Genomic DNA, 25,655 nt, shown 5'->3' on the forward strand with positions numbered 1-25,655 from the left:
GGCCACCCCCGCCCCGAGCACCACGTCGGCGCCAGTCGCGAGGGCGAGCATCGCGCCCACCCAGGCTCCCCCGGTCTTCGCGTCGAACGACGAGGCCCTGGCTGCCGCCACGGCGGCATATGCGGCATACGAAGCGCTCTCCGACTCAATAACAGCTGAAGGCGGAATTGGCGGTGACCGAATTGCGCTTGCGGCAAGCGCCGCCTATCTGCCTGAGCTCTTGGATGGATTCGAAGGATTCGCCCAAAAAGGACTATCTAGCCGCGGTGCGACAACTTATGACCAGGCTTCACTCATTCGAAATTCGTCTGAACCGCAAGGAGGTGTCTCAATCGAGCTCTATCTATGTTCAGATATTTCCGCCGTTCGGCTATTTGACGCATCAGGAACTGACGTAACTCCGGTCGATCGCACGAACCGCATTCCTCTGCAAGTGGGCTTCATCTCGAGCGCAGCGGAACCTTCCCTGTTGCTCATAGACAAGGAGGACGTATGGTCCGGCAGAAACTTCTGTCAGCGCTCGTAGCCGGAATTCTTCTGGCTATTTGTCTTCCGAACATTTCACCTGCGTCGGCATGCACAATCTCGGCCTCTCTGACAAAAAACTGTCCGGAAAAAATCATCTCGGACGGTGTCACAAATGGCGACGGGGTTGACCTCACGGTGGAAGCAAATGGTCGCTCTGGTGGCGGATCGGGCGAGTCCGGTAGGGCTGGCGGCCGGGCTGGAACGGGCGCGTCATTGGCAGAGATCTGCGCCCACCCCAATGGCAGTCTGACCTCGGAGCAGGAGTGGACGCTCTGCGGCACCGGCGACTTCCCCGTAATCTCACGCCACCCCGAGTGGCCGCCGACCATCTCCGCGCCCACCACGCCCTGCACGGTGTGCTCCGCCGAAACCATCGTCAGGGTCACCGACCTGAAAAACTTTCCCGCACCCGCCGCCCCCGGCGGAATGGAGCCCAACGGCTGGGCCATCGTCGGCCTGGCCGCGAATTTCTGGGCCGGAGCATCCGCTCAAATAGGCGAAGGGCTACTGCTCGGCGAACCCGCCCAGGTCATGTTCACCCCGATCGGATACCGCTGGAATTACGGCGACGGCAGCGCCGCATCGAGCGCAACCGGCGGGGCCAGCTGGGAGGACCTCGGCCTGGCCGAATTCTCCGCCACCGCCACGAGCCACGTCTACACGGCGACAGGTACCTTCACCGTCGTGCTCACCGTCGATTACCGAGCCGATTACAGCTTCGGCGACCAGGGCTGGCGACCGGTCGAAGGAATCGTGACCGTACCCTCAACCCCGTTCACGGTCGTCGCAGCGAAAGAGTCCACCGTGCTCGTTGCCGAAGACTGCCTCGCCAACCCCCGCGGCCCCGGCTGCTGACCCGGCCGCAGGGTCACACGTTCGCTTACGGGAGGAGGCGGTCCGCTGCCTTCTTCGGCAGACGCGCGGCGGCAGCACGGGCAATGGCGGTCGCCACCGAAAACGTCGCCACCGAAAACGTCGCCGACGCTACCGATGGCAGGGCTGACGGCGGGGCTGACGGCACCGCTCATGGCACAACTACTGACGGTGCGACCGACACCGAGGTCGGCGTCGCATCGTAAGCCGACTACGCAGCGCCCGACTACGCAGGGCCCGACGAGCCAGCGCCGGTCGTGGTTGAACTTGTCGAGGCTGCACCTGCGGCCGAAGCGGATGCGCCCGCGTGAGGGAGCGCGGGGTTCCGCTGGGCGGCTCCGGCGGCTCCGGCGGCTCCGGCGGCTCCGGCGGCGCCGCCCAGCAGCCCGCCGAGCAGGTCCTTGATGCCAATGCCCATGGTGGATCCGAGCACGGCGTCGACCTCGCTGAAGCCCGACGCGACGTTTTTGGAGAGCTGGCTGGCGCCATCCGTTGAAATGACGGTGAGCTGGTCGATGTTGCTCATGGGCGCGGCGAGCTCGCGCGCGATCTGCGGAAGCATTTCGACCAGGCGCAGCTGAATGAGCGCCTCGGACTGCTGGGCGACGGCCTCAGCGGAGAGCCGGGTGGCTGTGGCTTCGGCGGTACCGCGGGCGAGAATGGCGTCGGCCTCGGCCTGACCCTCGGCGCGGGTGGCCTCGGCGTTGGCAACACGGCTGTCGCGGTCGGCGGTGGCCCTGGCGACGGATGCCTCAGCAGCGGCGATCGCGGTCACCCGAATGCGGTAGGCGTCCGCGTCGGCGATGGCGTTCACCTCGGACTCCAATTCGGCCTTACGCAGGCTGGCGCGGCGCTGGGCGGTGAGTTCCTGCTCCTGCACGATGGCCTGCTGCGCCTTCGCTTCGGCGAGGGGCCTCGACGCGGCGGCCTCGGCGGCGGCCTTGTCGGTGTCGAGCTGCAGGGCAGCCCGGCGCAGGGCAAGCGTGTTCTGCGCCTCGGCGATGGCCTGCTCGGCGAGAATCGCGGCTTCCTGCGACTCGCGGTTGGCGAGGTGCTCGGCGACCTCGGCCTGACGACGCACCTTGGCCTGCTCGGCACGACCGATGTCACGGATGTAGTCGTTCTCATCGGTGATGCCCTTGATCTCGAAGGAGTCAACGTCGAGGCCCTGGTTGGCGAGCGACTCGCGCGCGGTGGCGAGCACCGAACTGCCGAGCTCGTCGCGCTTCTGAATGACGGTCATGACGTCGGTCGCGCCGATCGAGGAACGCAGCGAACCGCTCAGTACCTCTTGTGCGAAGCCATCGATGTTCTTGTCCTGCCCGAGAAAACGCTGGGCCGCGGCGCGAATCGCGGCGGGGTCGTCTCCGACCTTGACGATGGCGACAGCCTCAACGGTAAGCGTGATGCCGTTCTTGTCCTGCGCGACAGCGGTGATCTCGATCGCCCGGCTGCGCAGGCTGATCTTGAACGCCTTCTGAAAGAACGGGGTGATGAACACGCCCTGCCCATGCACGACCCGCTGACCGGATTCCTCGAGCGTGGCCCCATCGACGATGGTTTTGCGGCTCTTTTTACCGGTGATGATGAGGGCCTCATCGGGCCCGGCATTCTTATAGATCGTCTTGGCATAGATCAAAGCGACGAGCAGCACCACAACGATCGTGAAAATGATCCCGGGGATCGGGCTGAACAGAAAATCGAGCATGGGGTCCTTCCGAGGGGCGAGGCGCGAACGTCGTTTCGGCGATCCGGCCAGGCGACCGCGGCGCAGAGTTGTGCGCCCAGTCTCGCAGGCGACAGCGCAGGATGCGAAAGATGTCGACACTCAATGCGTTCGCGTCCTCCCCCAGTGACCGGGCCCGGGTCCGGAAACTGGGCCCACGATAAATCATGGGCCCAGTTTCATACCAGGGGCCCGCACGGCTGAGCGATCCAAGTGGATCGGGAACAGGGCCGTGCCCACATGATTCTTCCTGATTTGATGAACTTAATTCGTTTATTAATGCGACGCTTGATAGCTCTGTGCCGCAAGTACTTTTCGAAAAATAACCCGAAACGAGCGAAAAAGCACAAACTGCGAGCAAAAAACATGGGACTTACCAGGAAAAATGTCAAATGTACGCTGGAAATTTACCTGAGATTCTATCGTTTTTATGTTCTATTTAGGGTAGACTCGGTGTGAAGGAGGCAATGGCGCCCATGTTCATGGAGAATCCCGATGACAGCAACACCGGTAACACCAGCTCGAACCCCGTCATTGCGGCGGTAGAGCAGGCCAGAGACTTATTGCTGGCGGCGTTGGGTGGAATATCGTTCGGGTCGCTCGGCGATGACGAATCCCTGAACATGCTGCTCGCCATCGAGAGTGTTGGCCGGGTCCTGGACGGTGCCCGGGTCCTCTCCACAACCGACGTGCTGCGCCGCTCCGAATACCTCGATGCGACCGCGCCCAAGAGTGCCGAGCCGACGAGTGCCGAGCCGACGAGTGCCGAGTCGGGCGAGAAGGCAACGGCCACAGCGGCGGGTGCAGTGTCGATGGCGCGGCGGCTGGGCTGCCGCAGTGGCGTCGAGCTGGTCGCCACCCTCGCCCGACTCTCGCGCAGCGAGGTACGGCAGCGCGCCGCGCTCGGCAAAAATGTTGGCGAGCGAATGCTCCTCGGCCGGCCCCTCACCCCCACCTATCCCATCCTCGGCGAAGCCTTGCAGGGCGGCGACCTCGGAGTCGATCAGGCCCGCATCATCGTCTCCGTACTCGACGGCCTGCGCTCCTCCGTGTTGGTCGATGACCTCGACCGGGTCGAACGCTCCCTCGTGGCCAGCGGATCCGGTGCGATCACTCCTGAAACCGAGGGATTGCCCGGCGCGGGGATCGCATTCGCCCCCGAGCTACTGCGGCAACAGGGCATCCAATGGCAGGCACGCCTCGCGCCCGACGGCTCCGCCCCCGGCGAGGCCACACCCGAACGACGTAGCTGGTTCGACTTCGGTACCCTGCACAACGGCGGCCACAGCATATCGGGCTGGCTGACCACCCTCGACCGGGCCATCATCGGCACCGTCTTCGACGCCTACCTCTCCGCCGCCGCAGCCCACCCCGTGCCCGGAGCCGCACCCCGTGCCATACACAGTTCCGCACCCCGCGCAATTCCCCGAGTCATTCCCCGCGCAACGGTCGCCTTCCGCGACACCGAACCCGCCCACACAGACACGGACACGGACACAGACACAGACACAGACACGGACAGGTGCAGCAGCAGCCGTACGACCGACCCACTTGGAACAGGTGCTGGCCCCGATCTGGTCGAGCAGGCAGAGCTCAACGAGGCGCTCGATGAGGCGCTCGATGGTGCCGAGCCTGATACCGCGGTCGCACGCATCGAGCAGGCCGAGTGGGCTGGGCGAGCCGAACCGAACGGCGAAAACCAACAGAACGACGGGGCGGAAGGCTTCTACGAAAAGTCAGCGGAGTGCGAGGCGAGCGAGCCGAACGGTCATAACGAAGGCTTCACCGGGCAGCCGGCGGAGGGCGAGGCCGGCGAAGCGCTCGGCGCCGACCAGCCCAACGCGCTCAGCCCCTGCCCGCAAGAACTCGGCGACAGCCGCTCCATCCGCGAAAAACGAGCCGGCATCCTCCGCGCCGTCTTCGAAGCCGCCGCCCGACAATCAGACACCCCCACCATGGGCGGCGCCGCACCGACCGTACTCGTACACATCCACATCGACGACCTCCTCGCCGGACGCGGTGCCGGCTGGATCGACGGCGTCGACGGCCCCCTCACCACCAAACAAGTCGACAAACTCATCTGCGCCGGCGGCTACCAACCCGTCTTGTTCGGCCACCAGGGCCAAATATTGAACCTCGGCACCAGCAACCGGTTCTTCACCGCCAGTCAGCGCCGCGCCCTCGCCGCCCGCGACGGCGGCTGCGTCATCCCCGGCTGCACCGTGCCACCCCACCTCACCCAAGCCCACCACGTCATACCCTGGCGCAACGGCGGCCTTACCAACATCGACAACGGCGTACTACTCTGCAACGCCGCCCACACCAGCATCGACACCTCCGGCTGGAAAATCAATATGGTCAACGGCCGCCCCTGGGTGCGCGGACCTCTCATCTTCGACCCAACCCAGACCTGGCGTCCCGCCGGCCAAAACCGCGCCGCCACCCCCACAGAAAAACCCAACTGGAGCAAGTGATGCCGACTCGGCGAACCGTTGATGAAATACCCGTCAATCAACTACCCGTCGATGAAATCGGCGGCAGCACGCAGGAACGCGGCGGCCGCGAGGGCGCGCGCGGCGGCATCTGCTTCGCGAGAGCCAGCCGTACCCGCCGAGCCAGCGAGACCGGCGGCGCCGACGGGTGCTGCATACGAGTCGTTCCCGCCACCACCACCGACGCCGCCACCGCCGTCACCCGGGCCGTCACCCGGGCCGGCGCCAACAGCCGCACCGAGCAGTGCCGTGATCGCGTCGGGAATGGTGCTGGCCGCGTTGCCCGGCGGCAATTCCATCAGTTGCGGTGCAGGTGTGCCAGCCACCAGCGGCTCCAGAAAAATGCGCGATTTCGCAGCGCGCGGACCATTGAAGTCGGGGTTCTGTCGCGGCTGGCTCGAAAATGCTTCCCGCACCTTCGCCAGGAACTCCGCGTTGGTCAGCCGATTCGCGCTCGGCACCACGAGCAGGCTCGCTGCCACGGTGAAGTCGCCGTGGCCGCCGGTCTCGTAAGCGACCTCGGTGGGTTTGCACGCGCTGAACAGTACCTCCCGCGCCAACGCCCGCTTTCCGGCCCGGGCGGGCGTGCCGCGTTTGGCCCGATAGTTCTTGCTCGTCGCCTCGTCAGGAATGATGAACCGCGCCCGACGCCCATGGGGAGCGGATGCCGCACTCAGGTCGGCGACGTCGGCCGGCTGCAGTTGCAACCGGCGTTGGCCATCCCCGGAATGGCAGGAGTCGAAGAAGGCCGTGAGGCTGACGCCGTCGGGCAACTGGTCGAAGATCTCCCCCAGGTCATCGTCGATGATCAGGTTACCGTCGCGAAAATCAATCGGGCAGAGCGCTTCGTCATACTTCTTCTCGTCATTGCCGGCCTCGGCCTCGTCGCCGTCGAGGTCGTCCACGTAGCTGCCGTGGCCAGCGTATTGAAAGACCAGCACATCGCCGGCGACACTGCTGGAGACCAGGTCGAGCAGCCCGAGCAGAATGTTCTGCCGGGTCGCCTCCGCGTCGAGCAGCGTGCGCACCCGGAACCCAGCGGCGGTGAACTGCGTGGCCCACGCCTCGGCATCCGCTACGCAGCCATAGAGCGCATCGCCGCCCGGATAGGCGTTGATGCCCACACACAGTGCGTGCTTAGTGCCCACCGGTCGGGGTGCTGCCGGGCCGGGCACCGGCCAGAGCTCGTCACCCAGGTCACGGGTAACCGGGAACGATTGGATGCGCGAGTTGCCGGTGACCCGTCGGGCGACGCTGTCCATCGTGGGAATGTCGTTATCGAATCCGCCGTGACTGGTCGACGTGCTGCGGGTCGTCAATGGGCCGGTCGCCGTTTTCGACCACACGATGTGGGCTGCCCCACCGACCCCGGGCGACCCGCTCGCGCCGGACAGACCAAACAGACGGGCGAGCACTGGGTCGGCGCGCAAACACTCCTCGAGGCCGAGAATCGGCGAAAACTCTTCGGGTTCGAATGAGGCCCGCACGAGATAGAGCAGGGATTTTCCGTAGGCGCCGAGGCAGGTATCGTCGCGTTCGAGCTTTTCGGTCATGGTGAATATGGCGAGCGACTTCACGTCGTGGCCACACAAGGGAACGATCTGCTTCTCGAAGACATCGGTGCGCACGGCGGGCGCGAGCAGGCTGAGCGTCTCGAAGGCCGGCACTCCGGCCTTCATCGCGGCGGGAATGAAGAAGGAGTGAAAGATCGACCCGGCGCTGTGCCCGACAGCGTGCACGCTGATCGTGTCGGCGTGGGCCGTGCAATAGGCGCCGAGGGTCTCGGCCACGTAGCGGGCACCGCCGTCGCCGGCCGACGCGGCCTCAGCCGAACGCTTCATCTGCCCCCAAATCGCCTGGCCCTGACCGAATCGGGCGGCCAGTTCGAGCACCCGGTCCTTCGAGTCGTCGAGCCAGCCGCGGCGGCCCTGCGCCCAGTCGCCGACCGCGCTCGTGATGGCCCCGGCGAGGCCCGTCTCCCAGACGAAGTGGATGGGGTACACGCCGTTGGACTTCCACCAGTCCACCTGGGTCGCGGCAATGCGCAGCCCGGATTGCTCATCGACGAGCCCGCCGTGGGCGTAAAAGACCACCGGCACAACACCGCCGTCATGCTCGGCCACAAAGGCCGGCAAATGCGTGGCGAATATGGTGTCGACATCTTTCTTCGTGGTCGTGAACGCACCGTTCGACGAAAATTTGCCGCCGCTCAGGTTGACCACGTGCGGCCGCAGCTTGTCGAGTTCGCTCTGCGGCAACGGCGGCTCCCGTTTCGTGGCGGTGGTCGGTTTCGCGGGGGTCGTCGATTCGGGCATGGCGCCGTTCCTCTCACGGTCAGATCTTGCTGAAACAGGTGCGATGCCGCAGGGACCGGCCCTGTGATTATGGCGCTCACGCGTTACTGCGGCATTACTGCGGCGTTACTGCGGCGTTACTGCGGCGGTGCCGCGGCGTTACTGCGGCGGTGCCGCGCGGTTACTACGGCGCAGGCCTTGACAGACCCCGCGTTCGGTTGCATATTGCAGGCACAAACGGATGCTGTGGGGGTCACCATGACGACAGGTACCGATCCCGGATCGAGCAATCCGGGACACAACGGCCAGCAGGTCAGCCTGACCGTGCTGGCCGAGGGACCATTCACGAGGATTCACTCGCCAGCAGACGGCCCGGATGCACTGCTCACGACGACCCTGCGCGTTCCGGTGGAGCGCATCGGACCGGGACCACGCAGTGCCCGGTTCGACGTCATCGTGCGTCGGCCCGGCGAGAAACCGTTCAGCCTCGACCTCGGCTCCCCGATCCCGCCCTGGATGGTCGTCGATGAGCAACCTCCCGACAATCTCACTGCCCTGCTGCAGGACAGCCGGTTTCTGGCACAGCAGGTGTATGCGGTGGCGGCATCCACTCTCGCGCTGTTCGAATCGACTCTGGGCCGGCGCATGGGCTGGGTCAATGGCGGGCGACTGACCATCAGTGCCTATGACCGGGTCTCCTACCGTGAGTCTGGCTACTACCGCGACGACGGCCTGATTCGGTTTGGTCACAAACGCGATGGTCGCACGACCAAGGCGGTCCCGCTCGCCCTGTTTCGTGACCTCGTCGCGCACGAGGTCACCCACGCGATCGTCGACGGCTACCGACCGAAATGGGCCGATTCCCATGCCGAAATCGACCAACTCGCCCTGCACGAAGCCATTGCCGACCTCGTGGCCCTACTGTCGGTGTTTTCCACGCAAACCCTGGTCGAGCAATTACTGACCCAGACCAGCGGCGACGACCTCGACCTCGACCTCGATGCCCTCGACGAGGATCTGCTGCGCAGCAAACTGTTTCGTCTGGGTGATGGGCTGTTCCACCGCGGCACGGCCCGGCCATCCCTCGCCTGGAATTTGGCAGCCCACTGGCGAACCCTTCCTGACCCGCACCTGCGCGGCGGGGCGATCGTGCAGGTGCTGCTGCGCGTGGTCGCCCGGCTGTGGCTCAAGCGCCTCGACGCGCCCGGTGGCCGCTCGAGCCTGTATCAGGTGGCGCGCGCCGGGGCATCCGTTGGCCGTCAGGTCTTGAGCATGCTCATTCGCAGCCTCGGCTATATGGCACCGGTCGATGTGACCTTTGAGGACCTGCTGCGCGGCATTCTCGCCGCCGACGCGGCTGTCGTACCCGACGACGACCTCGACTATCGTGGCGCCGTAGTGGCGGCCTTCGCCGAGGCCGGAATCGTGCTGCCCACGCCCACCGACCTCTCGGGTGTCTTGACCTTTGTGGGGCTGCGGTATCCGGTTCGGCTGGCCGCCCTGGCCTCCGATCCGGAGGAGATCGTGCGGTTTCTCTGGGAGAACCCGGTATTGCTCGAGGCGGCCAAGATCGACCCGACCCGGCCGATTACGGTGGAACGGGTGCGCCCCACCCTGCGCGTCGGTCCCGATGGATTCGTTGTGTCGGAGATCGGCGCGACTTTCACGCAGGAATTTCGCCTGAGCGCGGCCCAGGCGCGCAGCTTCGGGCTCGCCACCCGGGCGCCAGTGTTGATTCGCGGCGGCGGGCAGCTGCGGTTCGACGAGGGCGGACGCCTCAGTTTCGCCGCCCTGAAGCCGATCCTCGACCCGGAACGCCAGCGCGCCAAGCTCGCCGCCCAGGAGCTGGCGACTCGCCCAGCGGATACTGCGGTCCCGGTCACCCCGCCGCACCCAGCTGAGCCACAACAGCCGCGAGAACCGCCGCAGCCCGGCGCGTCCCGGATAACCGCCCCGGCCCCGGAGGTCTCAGCAACTCGTCGACCGACCTTTCATCCCTGAATACCTCAACCCTGAATACCTCAAACCTGATGACCTCAACCCTGAAAGTCAAAACGCCGTGCCCCACGCCGTCGATTTGCCGGGAGCGGATGCCTCCAGCTGCGCCCGCTGGGCGAACTTGCGCGCGCGCAGTTTCGCGTTGACCTGCTTGATGACCTCCGCCCGGCTCGAAACGGCCCCGGACTGCAGGGTATCGAGCAAAAAGTGCGTAAACGCACCGTTGTACCGGCCATCAAAGTTGGCGTCGGCGGCCGTCTGATCTGCCCGGCAGGCGGCGAACAACACCGGTTTCGCCGCGGCCTTTGAAGAGCGAACCAAATCACGCAGCGTTCGGGTATCGGCTCCCTCCGCCTCGGCACCGTCCCGGCCGAGCGGCGTCGGCGGCGGCACGAAGCGTGGCCGCCGATGCTCAACGGTGGGCAGCAGGTCCATGGCGCGCAGCCCGCTGCCACTGTGGCAGGTGTCGAGAATCACGTCGAGCAGCACTCCCTTCGGAAGTCGGACGAACAGATCGTGCAACTCGTCGTCAACGATCAGGGTGTCTGGGTCCCATGCGGCACCCTTCTGGCGCAGGTCGTAGGTCGCGAAGGCCTCGTCGACCTGGTCGACTTCGTCGCCGCTGGTATCGGGTAGCTGGGTGCCATGGCTCGACATAGTGAAGACGATGTGGTCGAGATGCTCCCCCGGGGTATTCGCCCGATCAAGTGCCTCGGTCATCGCCCCGAACACGGCATCCTTGGTGGCCGCCTGATCGGTCAAGACCGTGATGCTCGTGTCGGCAAAGCCAAAAGCCTTCCCGAGAAAGGCACTGACGTCGCCGGCATCGTGCACGCAGCCATTCAACCAGCTGGCCATCGGCAGGTTCTCGAACCGGTTGATGCCCACACAGAGTGCAAATTGAGTCATGGTTGTCCGATCATGAAGAGCCGGCAGAAGCACATGCTGCAGGTGCTGCGGAACACCCCGCAGCGGTTGCGGGTAGCGCGCACAAGGAGCGCGTCGCGGGTAGCGACTTGAGGATAGCGGCGTCGGCGTTACCGGCGAGTTACTCGGGCGGCGGGGCCGCGTGCGCCGAAGCATCCGTTTTGGGGTAGCGGCATTGACAACCGTGCCGGTGCTGGCCATTCTGGGCGGTAGCAACACTGCATGGTCGTTGCAGTGCGGCCGTGCTCATTGAAAGTTTTTGCGGATCGAGCACTCATGGGATTTTCGGCGCCAACGGGTTGGAATCTGCGCGTACTGGGCTATTGGCAGTTGCGTTACGACGGCGTCCCGGTCGAGGTCGGCGCACGGCAGCAGCGACTGCTCGCGGCACTCGCCCTGCTGCACACCCAGCCCCGGCACGTGCTCGCCGCACTACTCTGGCCCGATAGCCCCGAGCGGCAATCGGCTGGAAACCTGCGGGCGAGCGTCTTTCGCATCTCGCATGAACTGCCGCGACTGTTGAGCGCGACAGATCCGCTGCAGCTCGACGCGGCGGTGCGCGTTGACCTGCACGAGGTGAGGGACCTGATCACCGAAATCACCCTGACCGGCGGCCGAACGGTACCGCCGGAATCCATCGATCTGCTGCAGGAGGCCAACCTCCTTCCGGGCTGGTACGAGGAATGGGTGATCGAGCAGCAGGACCATCTGCTCAACCAGCGCGTGGATGTCCTGGATGCCCTGTCTCGCTCCTATTTGGCCGCCGGCAGTTTCAGCCGCGCTCTGGGTGCGGCGCGTGCTGGGGCAGTCATTGATCCCCTGCGCGAAAGCACCCAGCACCTGCTCGTGCGCTGCCACCTCGCCGAAAACAACTATGCCTCAGCGGTGCAGGTTTATCGCAATTTTCGCGCCCACCTGGGCCGTGAACTTGGGCTCGAGCCCTCGGCTCATTTCGCCGAGCTGCTCGGCATGGAGGCTGCGATTGTCGATTCCCGCCTGCTCGAGCGGGCGCTGAAGACCAGCTGAGCGCACTCGCTCACAGGAGGTTCCCACTCAGCCCCAATCTAAGATCGACCGGTGATCGACGTCGTGATGATTGCAAACCTTCTGATCATGGTCATTATCGGCGGCTACGAGACGTTTGTCTCGCGCATTCGTTTAGAGGGTCACCCCGACCAGCCGGAATGGCTGTCCCACGTCAACGCCAACGTTCTCAAGGTCAAGCTCGCCATGGCCATCGTGGGGATCTCCTCGATTCACCTGCTCAAGACCTTCATCGAGGTCGGCGATCTGGCCGCCCGCGGCACCCCGGTCGACTCGAACCCGACCGAGACCATCACCGGCAATGTCTACGCCTGGGACGGCGTGCTCTGGCAGGTCATCATCCACATGGTGTTCATTCTCTCGGCGATCGCTCTGGCCTGGATCGACCGCATGTCGCAGGCCGGGCACGCAACACCCCCGGCGGCCGTCCCCGTGGCGCCGCTGCGCAGGGAGCCGGTCGCGGCGCTCGCTGCCGCAGCGCTGCCGGGTCCAGTCCCGCGCCGTGAACTCGAAGGCCACGCCGCGCCTGCCACATCAACGGGAATCGCCCTGCACCTGGCCCAGCTGTGCCAGCTGGGCCAGCTTCGCGATGCCGGTGTGGTGACGGATGCCGAATTCCGCGCCAAGAAGACCGAGCTGCTCGGGCGGTACTAGTTGCGGTTAGAACGTCGTCGTTCTTAGAACGTCGTGAGGCCGCGGACGCGAAACTGGTCGCGCACCCGCTCGAGTAGGGCGGCATCGGGCGGTGGTACCCCGTGGAGCGGGTAGGGAATGGCGAGGCGGTTCCATTTGTCCTCCCCCATCTGGTGAAACGGCAGCACCTCGACCCGAGAGACGTTGGGCCAGCGGGCCACGATCTCGGCGGCCGCGTCGACGTTGTCGACCGCGTCGGTCAGCCCGGGAACGAGCACGAACCGCACCCACACATTTGTTCCGCGCTCGCACAACCGATCGCCGAACGCGATGGTCGGGGCCACGTCGCGCCCGGTCACCGCGCGGTAGGTGTCGGGTAGGCCCGACTTCACGTCGAGCAGCACCAGGTCGGTGTGATCGAGCAGATCGTCGGAGGCGCTCGTGCCAAGGTATCCCGAGGTGTCGAGCGCGGTGTGCACGCCGAGTTGACGGCATTCAGCGAACACGCGCGCCACGAACGCGGGTTGCATCAGCGGTTCCCCGCCGGAGAGCGTCACTCCGCCGCCCGTCGCCGCGAACACACCCCGGTAGCGACGGATGCGTTCCAGCACGTCGTCAAGCGGCGTCAGTGCGCCGTCGCGCATCTTCCACGTGTCCGGGTTGTGGCAGTACTGGCAACGCAGTAGACAGCCAGAGAGAAAATAGGTCAGCCGGGTGCCGGGTCCGTCGACGGCCGTCACCAGTTCCCAGGAGTGCACACTCGCCGCGGTACCGGAGCGATGTCCTTCCACCTGCTCGTGGTGAAATTCGGGCCGGCCCAGCTGCACCGCGACCATCAGACGCCCATCATTTCACACGCTCGTATGAAAAGTTCGGCTGATGACATCGAGCTGCTGCTCCCGAGTGAGGCGCACGAAGTTCACCGCGTAGCCGGACACCCGGATGGTCAGCTGCGGGTAGTTCTCCGGGTGTTCCATGGCGTCTTCGAGGGTTTCCCGGTTCAGCACGTTGATATTGAGGTGGTAGCCGCTCGCGAGCGTGTACGCGTCGATCAGGCCGACCAGGTTGGTGACCTGCTCGGCCGGGGTATGGCCCAGCCCGGTCGGCACGACCGTGTTGGTCAGAGAGATGCCGTCTCGGGCCGCGGAGTAGGGCAGTTTCGCCACGCTCAGCGCCGAGGCGAGCATGCCGTGGTTGTCACGGCCGTTCATCGGGTTGGCTCCGGGCGCGAATGGCGCGCCGGCGCGACGACCGTCGGGCGTATTGCCGGTCTTCTTGCCGTAGACCACGTTCGATGTGATCGTGAGCACCGACTGGGTATGCACCGCATTCCGGTAGGTGGGGTGCCGGCGAATCATGGCCATGAACGTTTCGACGATCCTGACCGCGATCGCGTCGACCCGGTCGTCGTCGTTGCCGAATGACGGGTAGTCGCCGTCGATCGAGTAGTCGACAACAAGGCCAGTGTCGTCACGAACCGGACGCACGGTGGCGTACTTGATCGCGGCCAGGGAGTCGGCGGCGACGCTGAGGCCGGCAATGCCGCAGGCCATCGTGCGCAAAATCGTGCCGTCGTGCAGGGCCATCTCGAGACGTTCGTAGGCGTACTTGTCGTGCATGTAGTGAATGCAGTTGAGCGCGTCGACGTAGGTTTCGGCAAGCCACTCGAGGCTGGCGAGGTAGGCGGTCCAGACGGTGTCGTAGTCGAGCACCTCGCCGGCCAGTGGGGCGGTGACCGGGGCGATCTGCTCGCCGATCAATTCGTCGCGGCCGCCGTTGATGGCATAGAGCAGCGCCTTGACGACGTTGACCCGGGCGCCGAAGAACTGCATCTGCTTGCCGACGCCCATCGGTGAGACGCAGCAGGCGATTGCGGCGTCGTCGCCCCAGGCCTCGCGAATGAGGTCGTCGGACTCGTACTGAATGGCCGAGGTGTCGATGGAGACCTGCGCGCAGAAACGTTTGAAACCGTCCGGCAGGGTGTCGCTCCAGAGCACCGTGAGGTTTGGCTCGGGAGCCGGGCCCAGGTCGTACAGGGTCTGTAAAAACCGGAACGCGGTCTTGACCACGAGGGTGCGCCCGTCGAGGCCGATCCCGCCGAGGGATTCGGTGACCCAGGTCGGGTCGCCGGAAAACAGCTGGTCGTATTCGGGGGTGCGCAGAAAACGCACGATGCGCAGCTTGATCACAAGGTCATCGATGAGTTCCTGCGCCTGGCTTTCGGTCAGGATTCCCGTCGCCAGGTCACGCTCGAGGTAGGTGTCGAGAAAAGCGCTGTTGCGGCCGAACGACATGGCGGCGCCGTTTTGCTCCTTGACCGCGCCGAGGTAGGCAAAGTAGAGCCACTGCACCGCTTCGGTCGCCGTCCGCGCGGGCCGGGCCACGTCGAAACCGTAGGCCGCGGCCATCTGAATGAGTTCTTTCAGTGCGCGCACCTGCTCGGCGTTCTCCTCGCGCGAGCGAATCACGTCCTCGGTGCTTCGCTGTTCGTCGAGTGCGGCGCGTTCGATCGCCTTCGCCGTGATCAGGGCGCTCACGCCGTAGAGCGCAACGCGGCGGTAGTCGCCGATGATGCGGCCGCGACCATAGGCATCCGGAAGCCCCGTGATGAGGTGGCTGTGCCTGGCCCGTTTGACGGCGGGCGGATACACATCGAAGACGCCGTCGTTGTGGGTTTTGCGGTACTTCGTGAAGATAGTTTCGAGTTCGGGCGAGACTGGATACCCATAGGTTTCGAGGCTCGTCGCGACCATGCGCCAGCCGCCGAATGGCATGATCGCTCGCTTGAGCGGGGCATCCGTTTGCAGCCCGACGATGATTTCGTTCGACCGGTCGATGTAGCCGGGCGCGTGCGCAGTGATCGATGCCGGGGTGGTGGCGTCGACGTCGTAGACGCCGAGGGCCCGTTCCCGGGGGAACATCGCCGACAGGCGGGCCCAGAGACCGAGGGTGCGTTCGGTCGGCCCGGTCAGAAAGCTCGCGTCGCCCGTAAACGGCGTGTAGTTGCGCTGGATGAAATCACGCACGTCAATACCGTGCTGCCACGGCCCGGTGGTGAAGCCGGCCCAGCCGTTGTCATCTGTGGTCGTGAAACGAGGGGTAGTGAGGAGGGTCATACCTCCACGCTAGCGACGGGGTCGGGGCCTGTCTCGGGCCGAAAGTCCCCTCCTCAAAGCGGATGCTGCTAGCGCTTCAATCCCGGAAACTGGTCGTCGCGCCATTCGCCCGGCAGACGGATGCCCGCGGCTGCCGCGTCGTCTTCACGCTCGCGCAGCTCGACCCGGCGAATCTTGCCCGAGATGGTCTTGGGCAGGTCGGAGAACTCTACCCGCCGCACCCGCATATAGGCGGGCAGCCCGTTTCGGGCGTGCCGCAGCACGGCTTCGGCGGTCTCTTTCGTTGGTTCCCAGCCCGGTGCGAGGTGAATGTAGGCCTTGGGAATGTTCAGCCGGGTTGTATCGGGCGCCGGAACAACGGCGGCTTCGGCGACCGCGGGGTGTTCGAGCAGCACACTCTCGACCTCGAACGGCGACACCTTGTAGTCGCTCGACTTGAACACGTCGTCGGTGCGGCCGATGAAGGTGAGGTAACCCTCGGCATCCACCTTGGCGACATCGCCGGTGTGAAAGAAGCCGCCGCGGATGGCGTGAGCAGTGAGGTCGGGTTCGCCGTGGTAGCCGGTCATGAGATTGACCGGGCTCGTCGAGAGGTCAAGACAAATCTCGCCCTCGTCTGCGGGTAGCTCGGTGATCGGGTCGAGCAACTTGATCGAGACTCCGGGAAGGGGCAGGCCCATCGACCCTGCTTTCAGCACGGATCCTGGCCCGTTTCCGACGATGGCGGTGGTCTCGGTCTGGCCGAATCCGTCGCGGATGATCAGTTTCCAGCCGTTGTCGATCTGCCGGATGACCTCGGGGTTGAGTGGTTCTCCGGCGGAGAGCAACTCGCGCAGGCTGGCCGGGCGGGCGCCGACATCCGCTTGAATGAGCATGCGCCAGACCGTCGGCGGCGCACAGAACGTGGTGACCTGGGCGCGGCGCAGCTGGGCAATCAGGGCGGCCGGATCGAACCTGGAATAGTTGTAGACGAACACGGTCGCCTCGGCGATCCACGGGGCGAAGAAGCAGCTCCAGGCGTGTTTGCCCCAGCCGGGCGAACTGATGGCGAGGTGCACGTCCCCGGGGCGCAGGCCCAGCCAGTACATGGTCGACAGGTGGCCGACCGGGTAGGACGTCTGCGAGTGCAGCACCATCTTCGGCTTGCTCGTCGTGCCCGAGGTGAAGTAGATCAGTGACGGGTCAGCGGATGCCACGACCGTCGTGAGTGGTTCGGGGGTGACTCGGTAGGCGTCCGCAAAGTCAGCCCACCCGGGGCGAGCGGCGCCGACGCCGATGCGAACGTAATCGCCGGGAACGTCGTCGAATTTGGTCGCGTCGGCCGAGTTGGCAATCACGTGGGTGACGCCGCCGCGACGCACCCGGTCGGTCAGATCGTGCGAGGCGAGTACGGTGCTCGTGGGCATGATGACGGCGCCGACCTTCATGATGGCGAGCATCGCCTCCCAGATTTCCCGCTGATTTCCGAGCATGAGCATGACGTGGTCGCCGCGCCCCACGCCCTGCCGCGTCAGCCAGGTGGCGACTTGGTCGGACCGGTAGGCCATCTCGGCGAAGCTGAACTTTTGCTCGCTGCCGTCTTCTTCGACGATCCACAGCGCAATTCTTTCGTTGCCGCGCGCGATCACATCAAACCAGTCGGTGGCCCAGTTGAAGTGCTCCCCCACATCGGGCCAGCGAAACTCCTGCGCGGCGCGCGCGTGATCGTCGCGCAGGGCCAGAAGCTGGTCGCGTGCGGCCCGGTAGTTGTTCGTGCTCGTATTGGTCGTGCTCGTATTGGTCGTGCTCTTATTGGTCGTGCTCACCTGATGAGTCATACGCCATTGTCTCCTCGAACGAGTCGCCAGAGCGAAACGGCGACAGTTCATTCTGGCAGGACTGCGGGTCGGCCCGCGCCGGGCCGACTGCAGGATCGCCCGCGCCAGAAAGCCTGCCGCGCAAGGCTGCCGCGAAAGGCTGCCGCGAAAGGCTGCCGCGAAAGTCCGGGCGGGATGACCTGTGCGACCGAACCGTGGCCAGCGAGTTCGTGGGCATCACGGTGGCCTCGGTCGCGCCGGGCAACCCGGCACTCGGCCGAGAGCGCATTCAGGGCGTCTAGCCAATGCTGGACGCCGCGTTACATGGTGATTGGAAGCGTCAGCGTTGATTCACACCGGCCCCGCACCTTCACGAGCACGGGAATGTCGTGGGAAGACCTCGTCATCGCGATGGCCGTTTACGAGCCCAACCTCATCCCGCTTTCCGCGGGTAAAGTCACCTTTGTTTTCTTAGTAGGCACGGCGACACAAGGCAGCCACGGTCGCGGGCCTATCGTTATGGGGTGACCCATTCGATTCGTACCCTCGTGCCCGCCGATCTGCCGCGCCTGCTCGCGCTCAACAACGCCGCCGTTCCCGCCGTCAGCGAACTGGATGCCCAAGCCCTGGCCGCGTTGGTGCAGCACAGCCACCTCGCGGTCGCTGTCGTTGCCGACGACGCAGTCGATGTCGCGCTCGGCTTCGCCATTCTGTTTGTCGCCGGGGCCGAGTATGCGAGCGAGAACTACCGCTGGTTCTCAAGCCGTTCCAACGATTTTCTCTACGTCGACCGCATCGTCGTGGCCGACGGATTTCGCGGGCAGGGCCTTGGCCAGGTGCTTTACGACGCCATCTTCGGTGCGGCCCGCCGTGAACTACTCGCCGAGGTGCTCTGCGAGGTCAACCTCGAACCTCCGAACCCGGGTTCGCTCGCGTTCCACGACCGCCTCGGATTTCTTGAGGTCGGCCAGCTGTCGACCAAGGGTGACACCCTCGTCGTGAGCCTGCTGGCGGCATCCGTTTAGTTGGGGAAAGTACTCTCTTGCACCGCCCGCCGCCGACACCTAGTCACTCGTCGCGGGCGTCGGCCGGGACAGGTCAAGCCGTTCGAGGATGGCGTGCAGATCGTTGATCATCACGAGCTGACGGTTGTTGATCTCCAATAGGGCCTCGATATCGATCTTCGCCGCAACGTTCGTGTCAAAGTCATGCTTGGCCAGCGCGGCGGCGATCGAATCCTGCCGTTTGGCCGAAATGAGCAGAATGGCGCCCTGAAGTCCGGCGAGCATGCTCAGGAACAGGTTGAGCAGGATGAAGGGATAGGGATCCCAGCCCACAGCGAAAGAATTCGCCGCGGCCCACAAAATCATGAACAGCACGAAGCCGCCAACGAACCGCCAGCTGCCCATGGAATTGCGCAGGGTGTCGGCGGCCCGCTCCCCCGTCGTCAGGGATTTCTTGTGCTGCTGGTGCCAAGTGATGGTGGGCCCGCGGCGCGCGCTCGCAACCTGGGGCACGGCTGTCTGGGGCACGGCTGTCTGTTGTCCTGCGGGCGAGGACTCAGAGCTGCCGGGCACAGCATTCGTGGGCACAGCATTCGTGGGCACAGCATTCATGGGCACAGCATTCGTGGGCACAGTATTCATGGGCACAGTGTATGTCCGATAAATAAATGCGCTCGGTGGCGCGCACGTGGCGTCTGACTCCGAGCCTGTCGAACGAAACTTTGTACACACAGTCGGCAAACAGGGTCGGCCCGTTGAATCCAGTCACTGATCCTGACGCGAATCTGCGGATGCATGTCAGTTGAAACAGGAACAGACAAATGCTCGGCACACACAAAATTGCTGGAATTTCAAGGGGGCGCGGTCATTCAATGTTGCCCCTATGGTCGATTTAACGAGAGTTATCAGTTACGCAGAACCAAGCCAAAGGACAACAATCGATGCGAATCACCTGCCCATTTTGCAAGTCACCGGCCGACCTGAAACCGAACCCCGCGCAGGCCCTGCGGCTCACTCTCCCCCGCTATGTTCTCAAGTGCACCGGTTGCGAACGCACCGGTATTCGCGTTGAACCCGTGCGGCTTCCGCACGCGGCAATCACGACGCTCGCAACGGCCTAAGCCGGCCGGTCGGCATCCCGTCGGCCTATGCGAAGCCGACGCGAATCCCACGCGTACGTGCGTTGTAGCGATCGCCGCCTTCACCCCACGGAAAATCTGCCGAGTACCGACCGGTTCGGTGCGGTGGCGCTGCACGCGGTGCCGATTCGGGTGATTCGTTGATCTGACACCCTGCCATGAACCTGACATGCACCGAAGCGGATGAGCCGCGAACGATTGTTCCCGGCTCATCCGCTTTTTCGTGCTGTGAGCCACACTTTCTGGCGTTACTGCCCGCCTGGACGTATTCCTCCCAGCGCGCGTAATTACGCAGCGCCCACGATTGTCACCAATGATCTGACTGTGAAGTTCTTGTTTCGTGATGATTGCGAGGTAACGGAATCAGTGCGCTCGAGCGACGTAGCCGCGGGTCTTGTCGACAACATTGCTCAGCTCGTCCCCCGCTGGCCAACGCTGCACACTGTCGGTGCATGTTGGGCCAGGCCGTTCCGCCAGCCCAGCACATCACCCGACATCTGGGCGAAAATGATCACTCCCGGGGTGTTCCGGAGCGGGCTCATGGCCGGTAGCGGCTCCTCGATACAGACGTCGAGCGAGGCCGACGCAATCGAGCCGGTTACCGCCGGTGCCAACGGCGAGCGCGGTGCTGCGGGGCGCGGTGCTGCGGGGCGCGGTGTGCATCATGTCCGCACACTGCAGAAACGGATGATTGTCAACAATGCCTCGAGGACAACCGGCGTCAGCCCGGGACATCCGCTCTCATCGCTGTAGAGGAGCAGCCCCGCCGGTTCAGCTGTGACCTTTGACCAGCCTCAGCCGACCGAAACGGATGCCGGCGCGCTCGTCAGTCGCGCCAGAGCGTCGTCTTCGTGGTCATTCAACCGGCTCTCGGCCAGCGGACCATCCCCGGCGAACACGGCCTCGGCGATACCGCGGTGTTCCGCGAGCCATTCCTCGGTGACCCGGTAGGAGTCCTGCGGCACGGCCAGGCACATGCGTGTCTCGGTCATGAGCGTGTTGTGGATGCGTGCCAGGCTGCGACTGCCGCTCAACGCCACGAGGTGTTCGTGAAACGCCATGTCGGCGTCACTCATGACGGCGCGGTCGCCGGTGGCAGCCGCATTCTCCATCTCGGACACCTTGGCGAGCAGATTCTGACCGGCGGTGACGTGGTCGGCGCGCACGAGCAGTTTGCAGGCCGCCGACTCGATCGCGGTGCGCAGCACGTACATGTCGCGAATCTCGGCATCCGTCATTTCAATCACGAAGAGGCCGCGGTTGCGAATGCTGACCAATAGACCTTCCTGCGTCAACCGCTGCATTGCTTCGCGCAGCGGGCCCCGGCTGACGCCGAGTTCGCGGGCGAGTTCAGCCTCACCGAGTTGCGACCCGGGGGCCACCTCACCGTGGGCGATCGCGTACCGCAGCTTGCGGGCGATGATCGATGGGGTGGATTCCTGGATGACGGGTTCCAATGAATATCGCTGGGGCATACCCTTCACAGTTCTTTCTCGAGTAAATATCTGAATTACGTGAGTGTAAGAATTCCATTGACCATCCGGCCCAGCTCAGCCGCCCTGTCAATTGTTTACAATTCTAGCTCAGGTACCTAAAAATATCGTCTGATCCACGCCATCCCGATTCGGGGCCTGGCGCACTGCCCGCACGTCGCACGCTGAGTAGTGCGACGGCGCACCAGACTGTCACGCGCAATCCGGGCAAGGACGCTACGCTGGCGGCATGATCGATGGAGAACGCGCCCAGAATGCAGACCGCTCCCCCAATCCCGATCTCGTCCCGACCCATCGGGGCACCCCGATGCCCGACTACGTCAACGCCTGGGTGTCAACGCAGCGCTGGTTCGGCAACAAGGGGCGAATGCCGGCCCTGCGCAGCATCGGCCATTTCCCCCTTCCCTCGGCCGAGGCCGGAGTTAGCATTCGCGTCGACCTCGTCTTGGATACCGCAAGTCTGGGGCTCACGCTGTACCAGCTGCCGACCACGGAGCGGGTCGGTGAGCTGCCCGGTGCGACCAACGCCCTGATCACGGTGCGCAAGCCCGGCTCCGACCACGCGCGCTTCATCTACGACGCAGCCTACGATCCCGCCTTCGCTGCCGCGTTGCTCGCGTTCATGGAACGGCAGGGCGTCTCCTCCACGACCACCGCGCCTTCGACAGACCGCTCCGCGGCGAACGCGCGCGGCGAAGACCTACGACCGGGCTCCGCCGCCACGTCGACGGACCTGGTCGCATCCAGTCGCGTACTCAGCGGCGAGCAGTCCAATACCTCGATCATCGTTCAGCGCGTTGACGCGACCGGGGCGCCGACCACGCCGATCATCTGCAAAGTATTCCGAATCATCCATGCCGGCGAGAATCCGGATGTGACGGTGCAGGCCGCGCTGGCCAACGCCGGATCGGGCCGGATTCCGCTGCCGTTCGGCGCCGTGCTCGGCCAGTGGGACGACCCGGCCGAACCCGGTAGCCGTGCTGTCGGTCATCTGGCCTTTGCCCAGGAGTTTCTGCCCGGTGCCCCGGATGCCTGGCGCACCGCCCTGGTTGCTGCCGCGTCCGGTAGCGACTTCACCGGCCCCTCCTTTCGGTTGGGGCAAGCCACCGCCGAGGTGCACCAGGACCTCGGCCGCGCCCTGCCGACCCTCGATGCGACGCCCGCGGTCATTGCCGAGGAAATGGCGAAGATGCGGCTGCGCTGCAGCCTGACCCTGCGTGAAGTGCCGGTTCTGGCCAGACACCGCGACGCCATCGAGGCGGTGTTTGCCCGGGCGGAGACCGCGGCGTGGCCGAGGCTGCAACGTATCCATGGTGACTTTCACCTCGGCCAGGTTCTCGATGTGCAGGGCCGTGGCTGGGTGCTGCTCGACTTCGAGGGGGAACCGCTGCGCACCCTGCGCGAGCGCACCCGGCCCGACATTCCGCTGCGCGATGTCGCCGGCATGCTGAGGTCGTTCTCCTACGTGTCGGGGGCGATGATGGCTACCGCGGGGCCGACGGCCGACACCCTGCCCTCAATTTCTGACTGGGCCGCCGCGTGCCGGCGGGCGTTTCTCGACGGCTATGCGGAACGCTCCGGCATTGAGCTGGCCGATCAGAGCGCCCTGCTCGATGCGTTCGAACTCGACAAGGCTCTCTACGAGGCCGTTTATGAGACCCGCAACCGCCCCACCTGGCTACCGATCCCCCTCGCCGCGATCGAACGGCTGGTCGGCGGTTCGCGCTGACCGTCGTTGGCGGATCAGGCCCGGAAAAAAGCCCCGAGTAACGCTCCGATAACGCCTGGCGGCGTAGTGTGACCGCCGTTCCGGCACAGTGCTGATTCCGGCACAGTGCTGATTCCGGCACAGTGCTGATTCCGGCACAGTGCTGATTCCGGCACGGTGCCAGTGAGGAACAGCGGGCACAAGGAGCAGTTCCATGGCAGAAAACAATTCCGGCCCAGGCGGGGACCAGAAATTCGTCAGTGCGGGTGAATTTCAGGCGGGAGAATCGGCATCCGGTATCATCTCGGGCGTCACTTTCGGGCCGACCGAAGTGGTCTACTACAAGGTCAACGATCTGGCCGTCTTCGAAGGTGACATCGTGCTGGGCACCGTCGCCGAGTTGGAGCAGACCAAGGACAGGGCAAACCGGGACGACGGTCGTGCCCGAGGCGTCATCATTACCGGCGCTCGCTTTCGCTGGCCCAACGCCCAGGTTCCGTTTCAGATCAACGCCGCCCTGCCGAACCAACAGCGGGTACGCGATGCAATCACACACTGGGAGGCGCGCACGCCCATCCGCTTTCCGGAACGCACCCCGGCCAATGCGGCACAGTTTTCCAACTTTGTTGAGTTCAGTGATGCCGGCGGATGCTGGTCAATGCTGGGCATGCAGGGTAACGGTATGCAGACCATCAGCCTGGGTACCGGCTGCAGTACCGGCAACGCCATCCATGAGATCGGCCACGCGGTCGGCCTCTGGCACGAACAGAGCCGCGAAGACCGCAATACCTTCGTGACGATCCAAGTGGCCAACATCGAAACGGGCATGGAGAGCCAGTTCGACCAGCACATCGTCGACGGCGATGATGTCGGCGGTTATGACTACGGTTCGATCATGCACTACCCGCGCACCGCATTCTCGAAGAACGGGCTGGAGACGATCACCCCGGTGCAGGCCGGAGCTCAGATCGGCCAGCGCGCCGCCCTGTCGGCCGGAGACATTGCCGCGGTCAACTTCATGTACCCGCAAACGGCCCGGGCCAGTTCGAGCCCCGTCGTGTCGTGGGGCCCGAACCGTCTCGACGCCTTCGTGCTCGGCACCAACCGCGACGTGTTCCACAAATGGTTCGACGGGGCGTGGGGGCCGTCGGTCGCGGGCTTCGAAGATCTGGGCGGCATCGCCGAGAGCGTTCCACAGGCCGTTGCGTGGGGGCCGAACCGGCTCGACCTGTTCGTCACCGGAACCGATAGCGCGCTGTACCACAAGTGGTGGAACGGCAGCGCCTGGGGGCCATCGGCGACGGGCTTCGAAAACATGGGGGGCGTCATTCTCGGTGACCCGCGCGTGGTGGCCTGGGGGCCGAACCGGCTCGACGTGTTCGTCGTCGGCAGTGACCACGCGCTCTATCACAAATGGTTCGATGGAGCGTGGGGTCCCTCGGTCGCCGGCTACGAGAACATGGGCGGCATCGTTGTCGGCCAGCCCGAAGTCGTCTCCTGGGGACCGAACCGCCTCGACGTCTTCGTGATCGGCACCGACCGGGCGCTCTACCACAAGTGGTGGAATGGCTCCGCCTGGGGTCCATCCCTCACCGGGTACGAACGCCTCGGCGGGGTCTGCGCCTCGTCGCCGCGCGTTGTCTCGTGGGGCCCGAACCGACTCGACGTCTTTGTCACGGGCACGGACGGCGCGCTGTACCACAAGTGGTGGGACGGCTCAGCCTGGGGCCCGTCGGTCAACGACTTCGAACGGCTCGGCGGCATTGTCGTGGGCGAACCCGAGGCCGTGTCCTGGGGTCCGAACCGGCTCGATCTGTTTGTGATCGGCACCGACAGTGCGCTCTACCACAAGTGGTTTGACGGCAACTCGTGGGGTCCGTCGGTGCTCGACTACGAGAACATGGGCGGCATCGCGACCTCGCAGCCGCGCGTGGTCTCCTGGGCACCTGGCCGGCTCGATGTGTTCCTCACCGGAACCAGCAGCGAACTGTTCCACAAGTGGTTCAACGGCGCGGCCTGGGGTCCGTCGCTCACCGGCTACGAAAGCCTCGGTGGCGTGATCACGTCGTTCGATGAGGCCGAGGTGCGAGCCGCCGCCGACAGCGCCGCCGCCGCCACCGCTTCAGACACGCAGAACCGGGATACGAACTGACGCCGACCCCGACAGCACCGGGTCGGCCAACACAGGGTCGGCCAACACAGGGTCGGCCAACACCGGGTGGGACTGCGTCGATACGAAGTCCCCCTCGGTAATGTTCGGGCGCGTGATGTTCGGGCGCGTGACGTTCGGGCGCGTGACGTTCGGGCGCGTGACGTTCGGGCTTCCGAGCAGTCCCTCGCGCACGTGCACCCGCACGTTCAGACGACGGACCCCGGTGAGCGTGTTCGTGGGCACGGTCACGGCGAAGGGCAGTTGCGCCTCTTCGGTCTCCCCAAACGCCGGGTTCTCGAAGCGGGCGCCGCCAACGATGGCGCTCGGGGCATCCGCTCGTGACACGTCTTCGACGAGTACGGTGACCGTGAATGGACCGGCAGGCCGGTCTCCTGAAGCGAACTCGATAACGCCGGTCACCACGGCATTCTGCTCGGAGTGTGCTGACATGACCCTCATGGTGCCACCTCCCGTGCAATCTCGCTCATCAGCAGCCCTCCAAACTGGTAAATACCCCCTATCGTATAAGTGTTTGGTCGGGCGAACAGCGCAGGCGCTGAGATAGTGAGGTCTGAAACGGCTCGTATCGTCGCACTGGGAGCCGGGGTATCCAGTCACACCGCAGCGCTTTACTCGAAGACGCGCCTGGGCTGGATTTCCACGAACATCTGGGTGGGCGTGGGCCACCCTCGTCGCCGAGTGGAATTCGCTGAGTGGAATTCGCTGAGTGGA

The 25,655-nt window shown here is 64.9% G+C and carries 18 protein-coding genes; 9 read left to right on the forward strand and 9 right to left on the reverse strand.

Translation table 11 applies throughout. The features are described from left to right. Positions 1-741: 741 nt before the first annotated feature. Together LH475_RS13395 and LH475_RS13400 are read left to right on the forward strand one after the other, a co-directional pair. A complete protein-coding gene (locus LH475_RS13395; RefSeq protein WP_297414559.1) occupies positions 742-1,383 on the forward strand; it encodes a hypothetical protein in 642 nt (213 codons plus the stop codon). Between the two features lie 83 nt (positions 1,384-1,466). Beyond that, the gene (locus LH475_RS13400; RefSeq protein WP_297414560.1) at positions 1,467-1,607 is read left to right on the forward strand and encodes a hypothetical protein; all 141 of its coding nucleotides are present in this window, start codon (positions 1,467-1,469) and stop codon (positions 1,605-1,607) included. A gap of 20 nt (positions 1,608-1,627) precedes the next feature. Here LH475_RS13400 and LH475_RS13405 read toward each other — a convergent pair whose 3' ends face one another. Beyond that, complete coding sequence (locus tag LH475_RS13405; RefSeq protein WP_297414561.1) at positions 1,628-3,109, reverse strand: SPFH domain-containing protein; 1,482 nt, start codon at positions 3,107-3,109, stop codon at positions 1,628-1,630. A gap of 494 nt (positions 3,110-3,603) precedes the next feature. On the opposite strand from LH475_RS13405, the gene LH475_RS13410 reads away from it, so the two are divergent. Continuing rightward, positions 3,604-5,601: an HNH endonuclease signature motif containing protein gene (locus LH475_RS13410; RefSeq protein WP_297414562.1), complete on the forward strand. Its 1,998-nt coding sequence runs from the start codon at positions 3,604-3,606 to the stop codon at positions 5,599-5,601. Between the two features lie 41 nt (positions 5,602-5,642). Here LH475_RS13410 and LH475_RS13415 read toward each other — a convergent pair whose 3' ends face one another. Then, positions 5,643-7,934: a caspase family protein gene (locus LH475_RS13415; RefSeq protein WP_196844049.1), complete on the reverse strand. Its 2,292-nt coding sequence runs from the start codon at positions 7,932-7,934 to the stop codon at positions 5,643-5,645. Between the two features lie 237 nt (positions 7,935-8,171). Between LH475_RS13415 and LH475_RS13420 the strand changes: the two genes are divergently transcribed. Next, a complete protein-coding gene (locus tag LH475_RS13420) occupies positions 8,172-9,914 on the forward strand; it encodes a hypothetical protein (protein WP_297414563.1) in 1,743 nt (580 codons plus the stop codon). A 48-nt stretch (positions 9,915-9,962) separates the two neighbouring features. Here LH475_RS13420 and LH475_RS13425 read toward each other — a convergent pair whose 3' ends face one another. Beyond that, positions 9,963-10,820: a caspase family protein gene (locus LH475_RS13425; protein ID WP_196844051.1), complete on the reverse strand. Its 858-nt coding sequence runs from the start codon at positions 10,818-10,820 to the stop codon at positions 9,963-9,965. Between the two features lie 294 nt (positions 10,821-11,114). Here LH475_RS13425 and LH475_RS13430 point away from each other — a divergent pair, with 294 nt between their 5' ends. Together LH475_RS13430 and LH475_RS13435 are read left to right on the forward strand one after the other, a co-directional pair. Continuing rightward, positions 11,115-11,864: a bacterial transcriptional activator domain-containing protein gene (locus LH475_RS13430; RefSeq protein ID WP_196844052.1), complete on the forward strand. Its 750-nt coding sequence runs from the start codon at positions 11,115-11,117 to the stop codon at positions 11,862-11,864. Between the two features lie 51 nt (positions 11,865-11,915). Then, entirely contained in the window at positions 11,916-12,536 is a 621-nt protein-coding gene (locus LH475_RS13435) for a YqhA family protein (RefSeq protein ID WP_297414564.1), read from the forward strand. Between the two features lie 23 nt (positions 12,537-12,559). On the opposite strand, the gene pflA is transcribed toward LH475_RS13435, so the two are convergent. The 3 genes from pflA to LH475_RS13450 form a co-directional block, all read right to left on the reverse strand. After that, positions 12,560-13,351 (reverse strand): pyruvate formate-lyase-activating protein, encoded by a 792-nt coding sequence (gene pflA, locus LH475_RS13440; protein WP_196844053.1) that lies wholly within the window; start codon positions 13,349-13,351, stop codon positions 12,560-12,562. A gap of 15 nt (positions 13,352-13,366) precedes the next feature. Beyond that, on the reverse strand, positions 13,367-15,631 hold the full coding sequence (gene pflB / locus LH475_RS13445; protein WP_297414565.1) for a formate C-acetyltransferase: 2,265 nt from the start codon (positions 15,629-15,631) through the stop codon (positions 13,367-13,369). Positions 15,632-15,699: 68 nt separating this feature from the next. Then, entirely contained in the window at positions 15,700-17,436 is a 1,737-nt protein-coding gene (locus tag LH475_RS13450; RefSeq protein ID WP_297414566.1) for an AMP-binding protein, read from the reverse strand. A 515-nt stretch (positions 17,437-17,951) separates the two neighbouring features. On the opposite strand from LH475_RS13450, the gene LH475_RS13455 reads away from it, so the two are divergent. Next, positions 17,952-18,452 (forward strand): GNAT family N-acetyltransferase, encoded by a 501-nt coding sequence (locus LH475_RS13455; RefSeq protein WP_196844056.1) that lies wholly within the window; start codon positions 17,952-17,954, stop codon positions 18,450-18,452. Positions 18,453-18,491: 39 nt separating this feature from the next. Here the strand turns inward: LH475_RS13455 and LH475_RS13460 are convergent, their stop codons facing one another. Continuing rightward, on the reverse strand, positions 18,492-18,959 hold the full coding sequence (locus LH475_RS13460) for a DUF1003 domain-containing protein (RefSeq protein ID WP_366145616.1): 468 nt from the start codon (positions 18,957-18,959) through the stop codon (positions 18,492-18,494). A 1,405-nt stretch (positions 18,960-20,364) separates the two neighbouring features. Continuing rightward, positions 20,365-21,045 (reverse strand): GntR family transcriptional regulator, encoded by a 681-nt coding sequence (locus LH475_RS13465; protein WP_196844058.1) that lies wholly within the window; start codon positions 21,043-21,045, stop codon positions 20,365-20,367. 247 nt (positions 21,046-21,292) lie between these two features. Between LH475_RS13465 and LH475_RS13470 the strand changes: the two genes are divergently transcribed. Together LH475_RS13470 and legP are read left to right on the forward strand one after the other, a co-directional pair. Further along, a complete protein-coding gene (locus LH475_RS13470; RefSeq protein ID WP_196844059.1) occupies positions 21,293-22,792 on the forward strand; it encodes a phosphotransferase in 1,500 nt (499 codons plus the stop codon). A 193-nt stretch (positions 22,793-22,985) separates the two neighbouring features. After that, positions 22,986-24,923 carry a Dot/Icm T4SS effector Zinc-dependent metalloprotease LegP gene (legP, locus tag LH475_RS13475; RefSeq protein WP_297414569.1) on the forward strand — a complete coding sequence of 646 codons (1,938 nt, stop codon included), beginning with the start codon at positions 22,986-22,988 and terminating at the stop codon, positions 24,921-24,923. Here legP and LH475_RS13480 read toward each other — a convergent pair. After that, positions 24,894-25,373: a hypothetical protein gene (locus tag LH475_RS13480; RefSeq protein ID WP_196844061.1), complete on the reverse strand. Its 480-nt coding sequence runs from the start codon at positions 25,371-25,373 to the stop codon at positions 24,894-24,896. The two genes, legP and LH475_RS13480, sit on opposite strands and share 30 nt — an antisense overlap. Positions 25,374-25,655: the final 282 nt, after the last annotated feature.

Source organism: Cryobacterium sp. (genome assembly GCF_026786305.1).
GTDB lineage: Bacteria > Actinomycetota > Actinomycetes > Actinomycetales > Microbacteriaceae > Cryobacterium.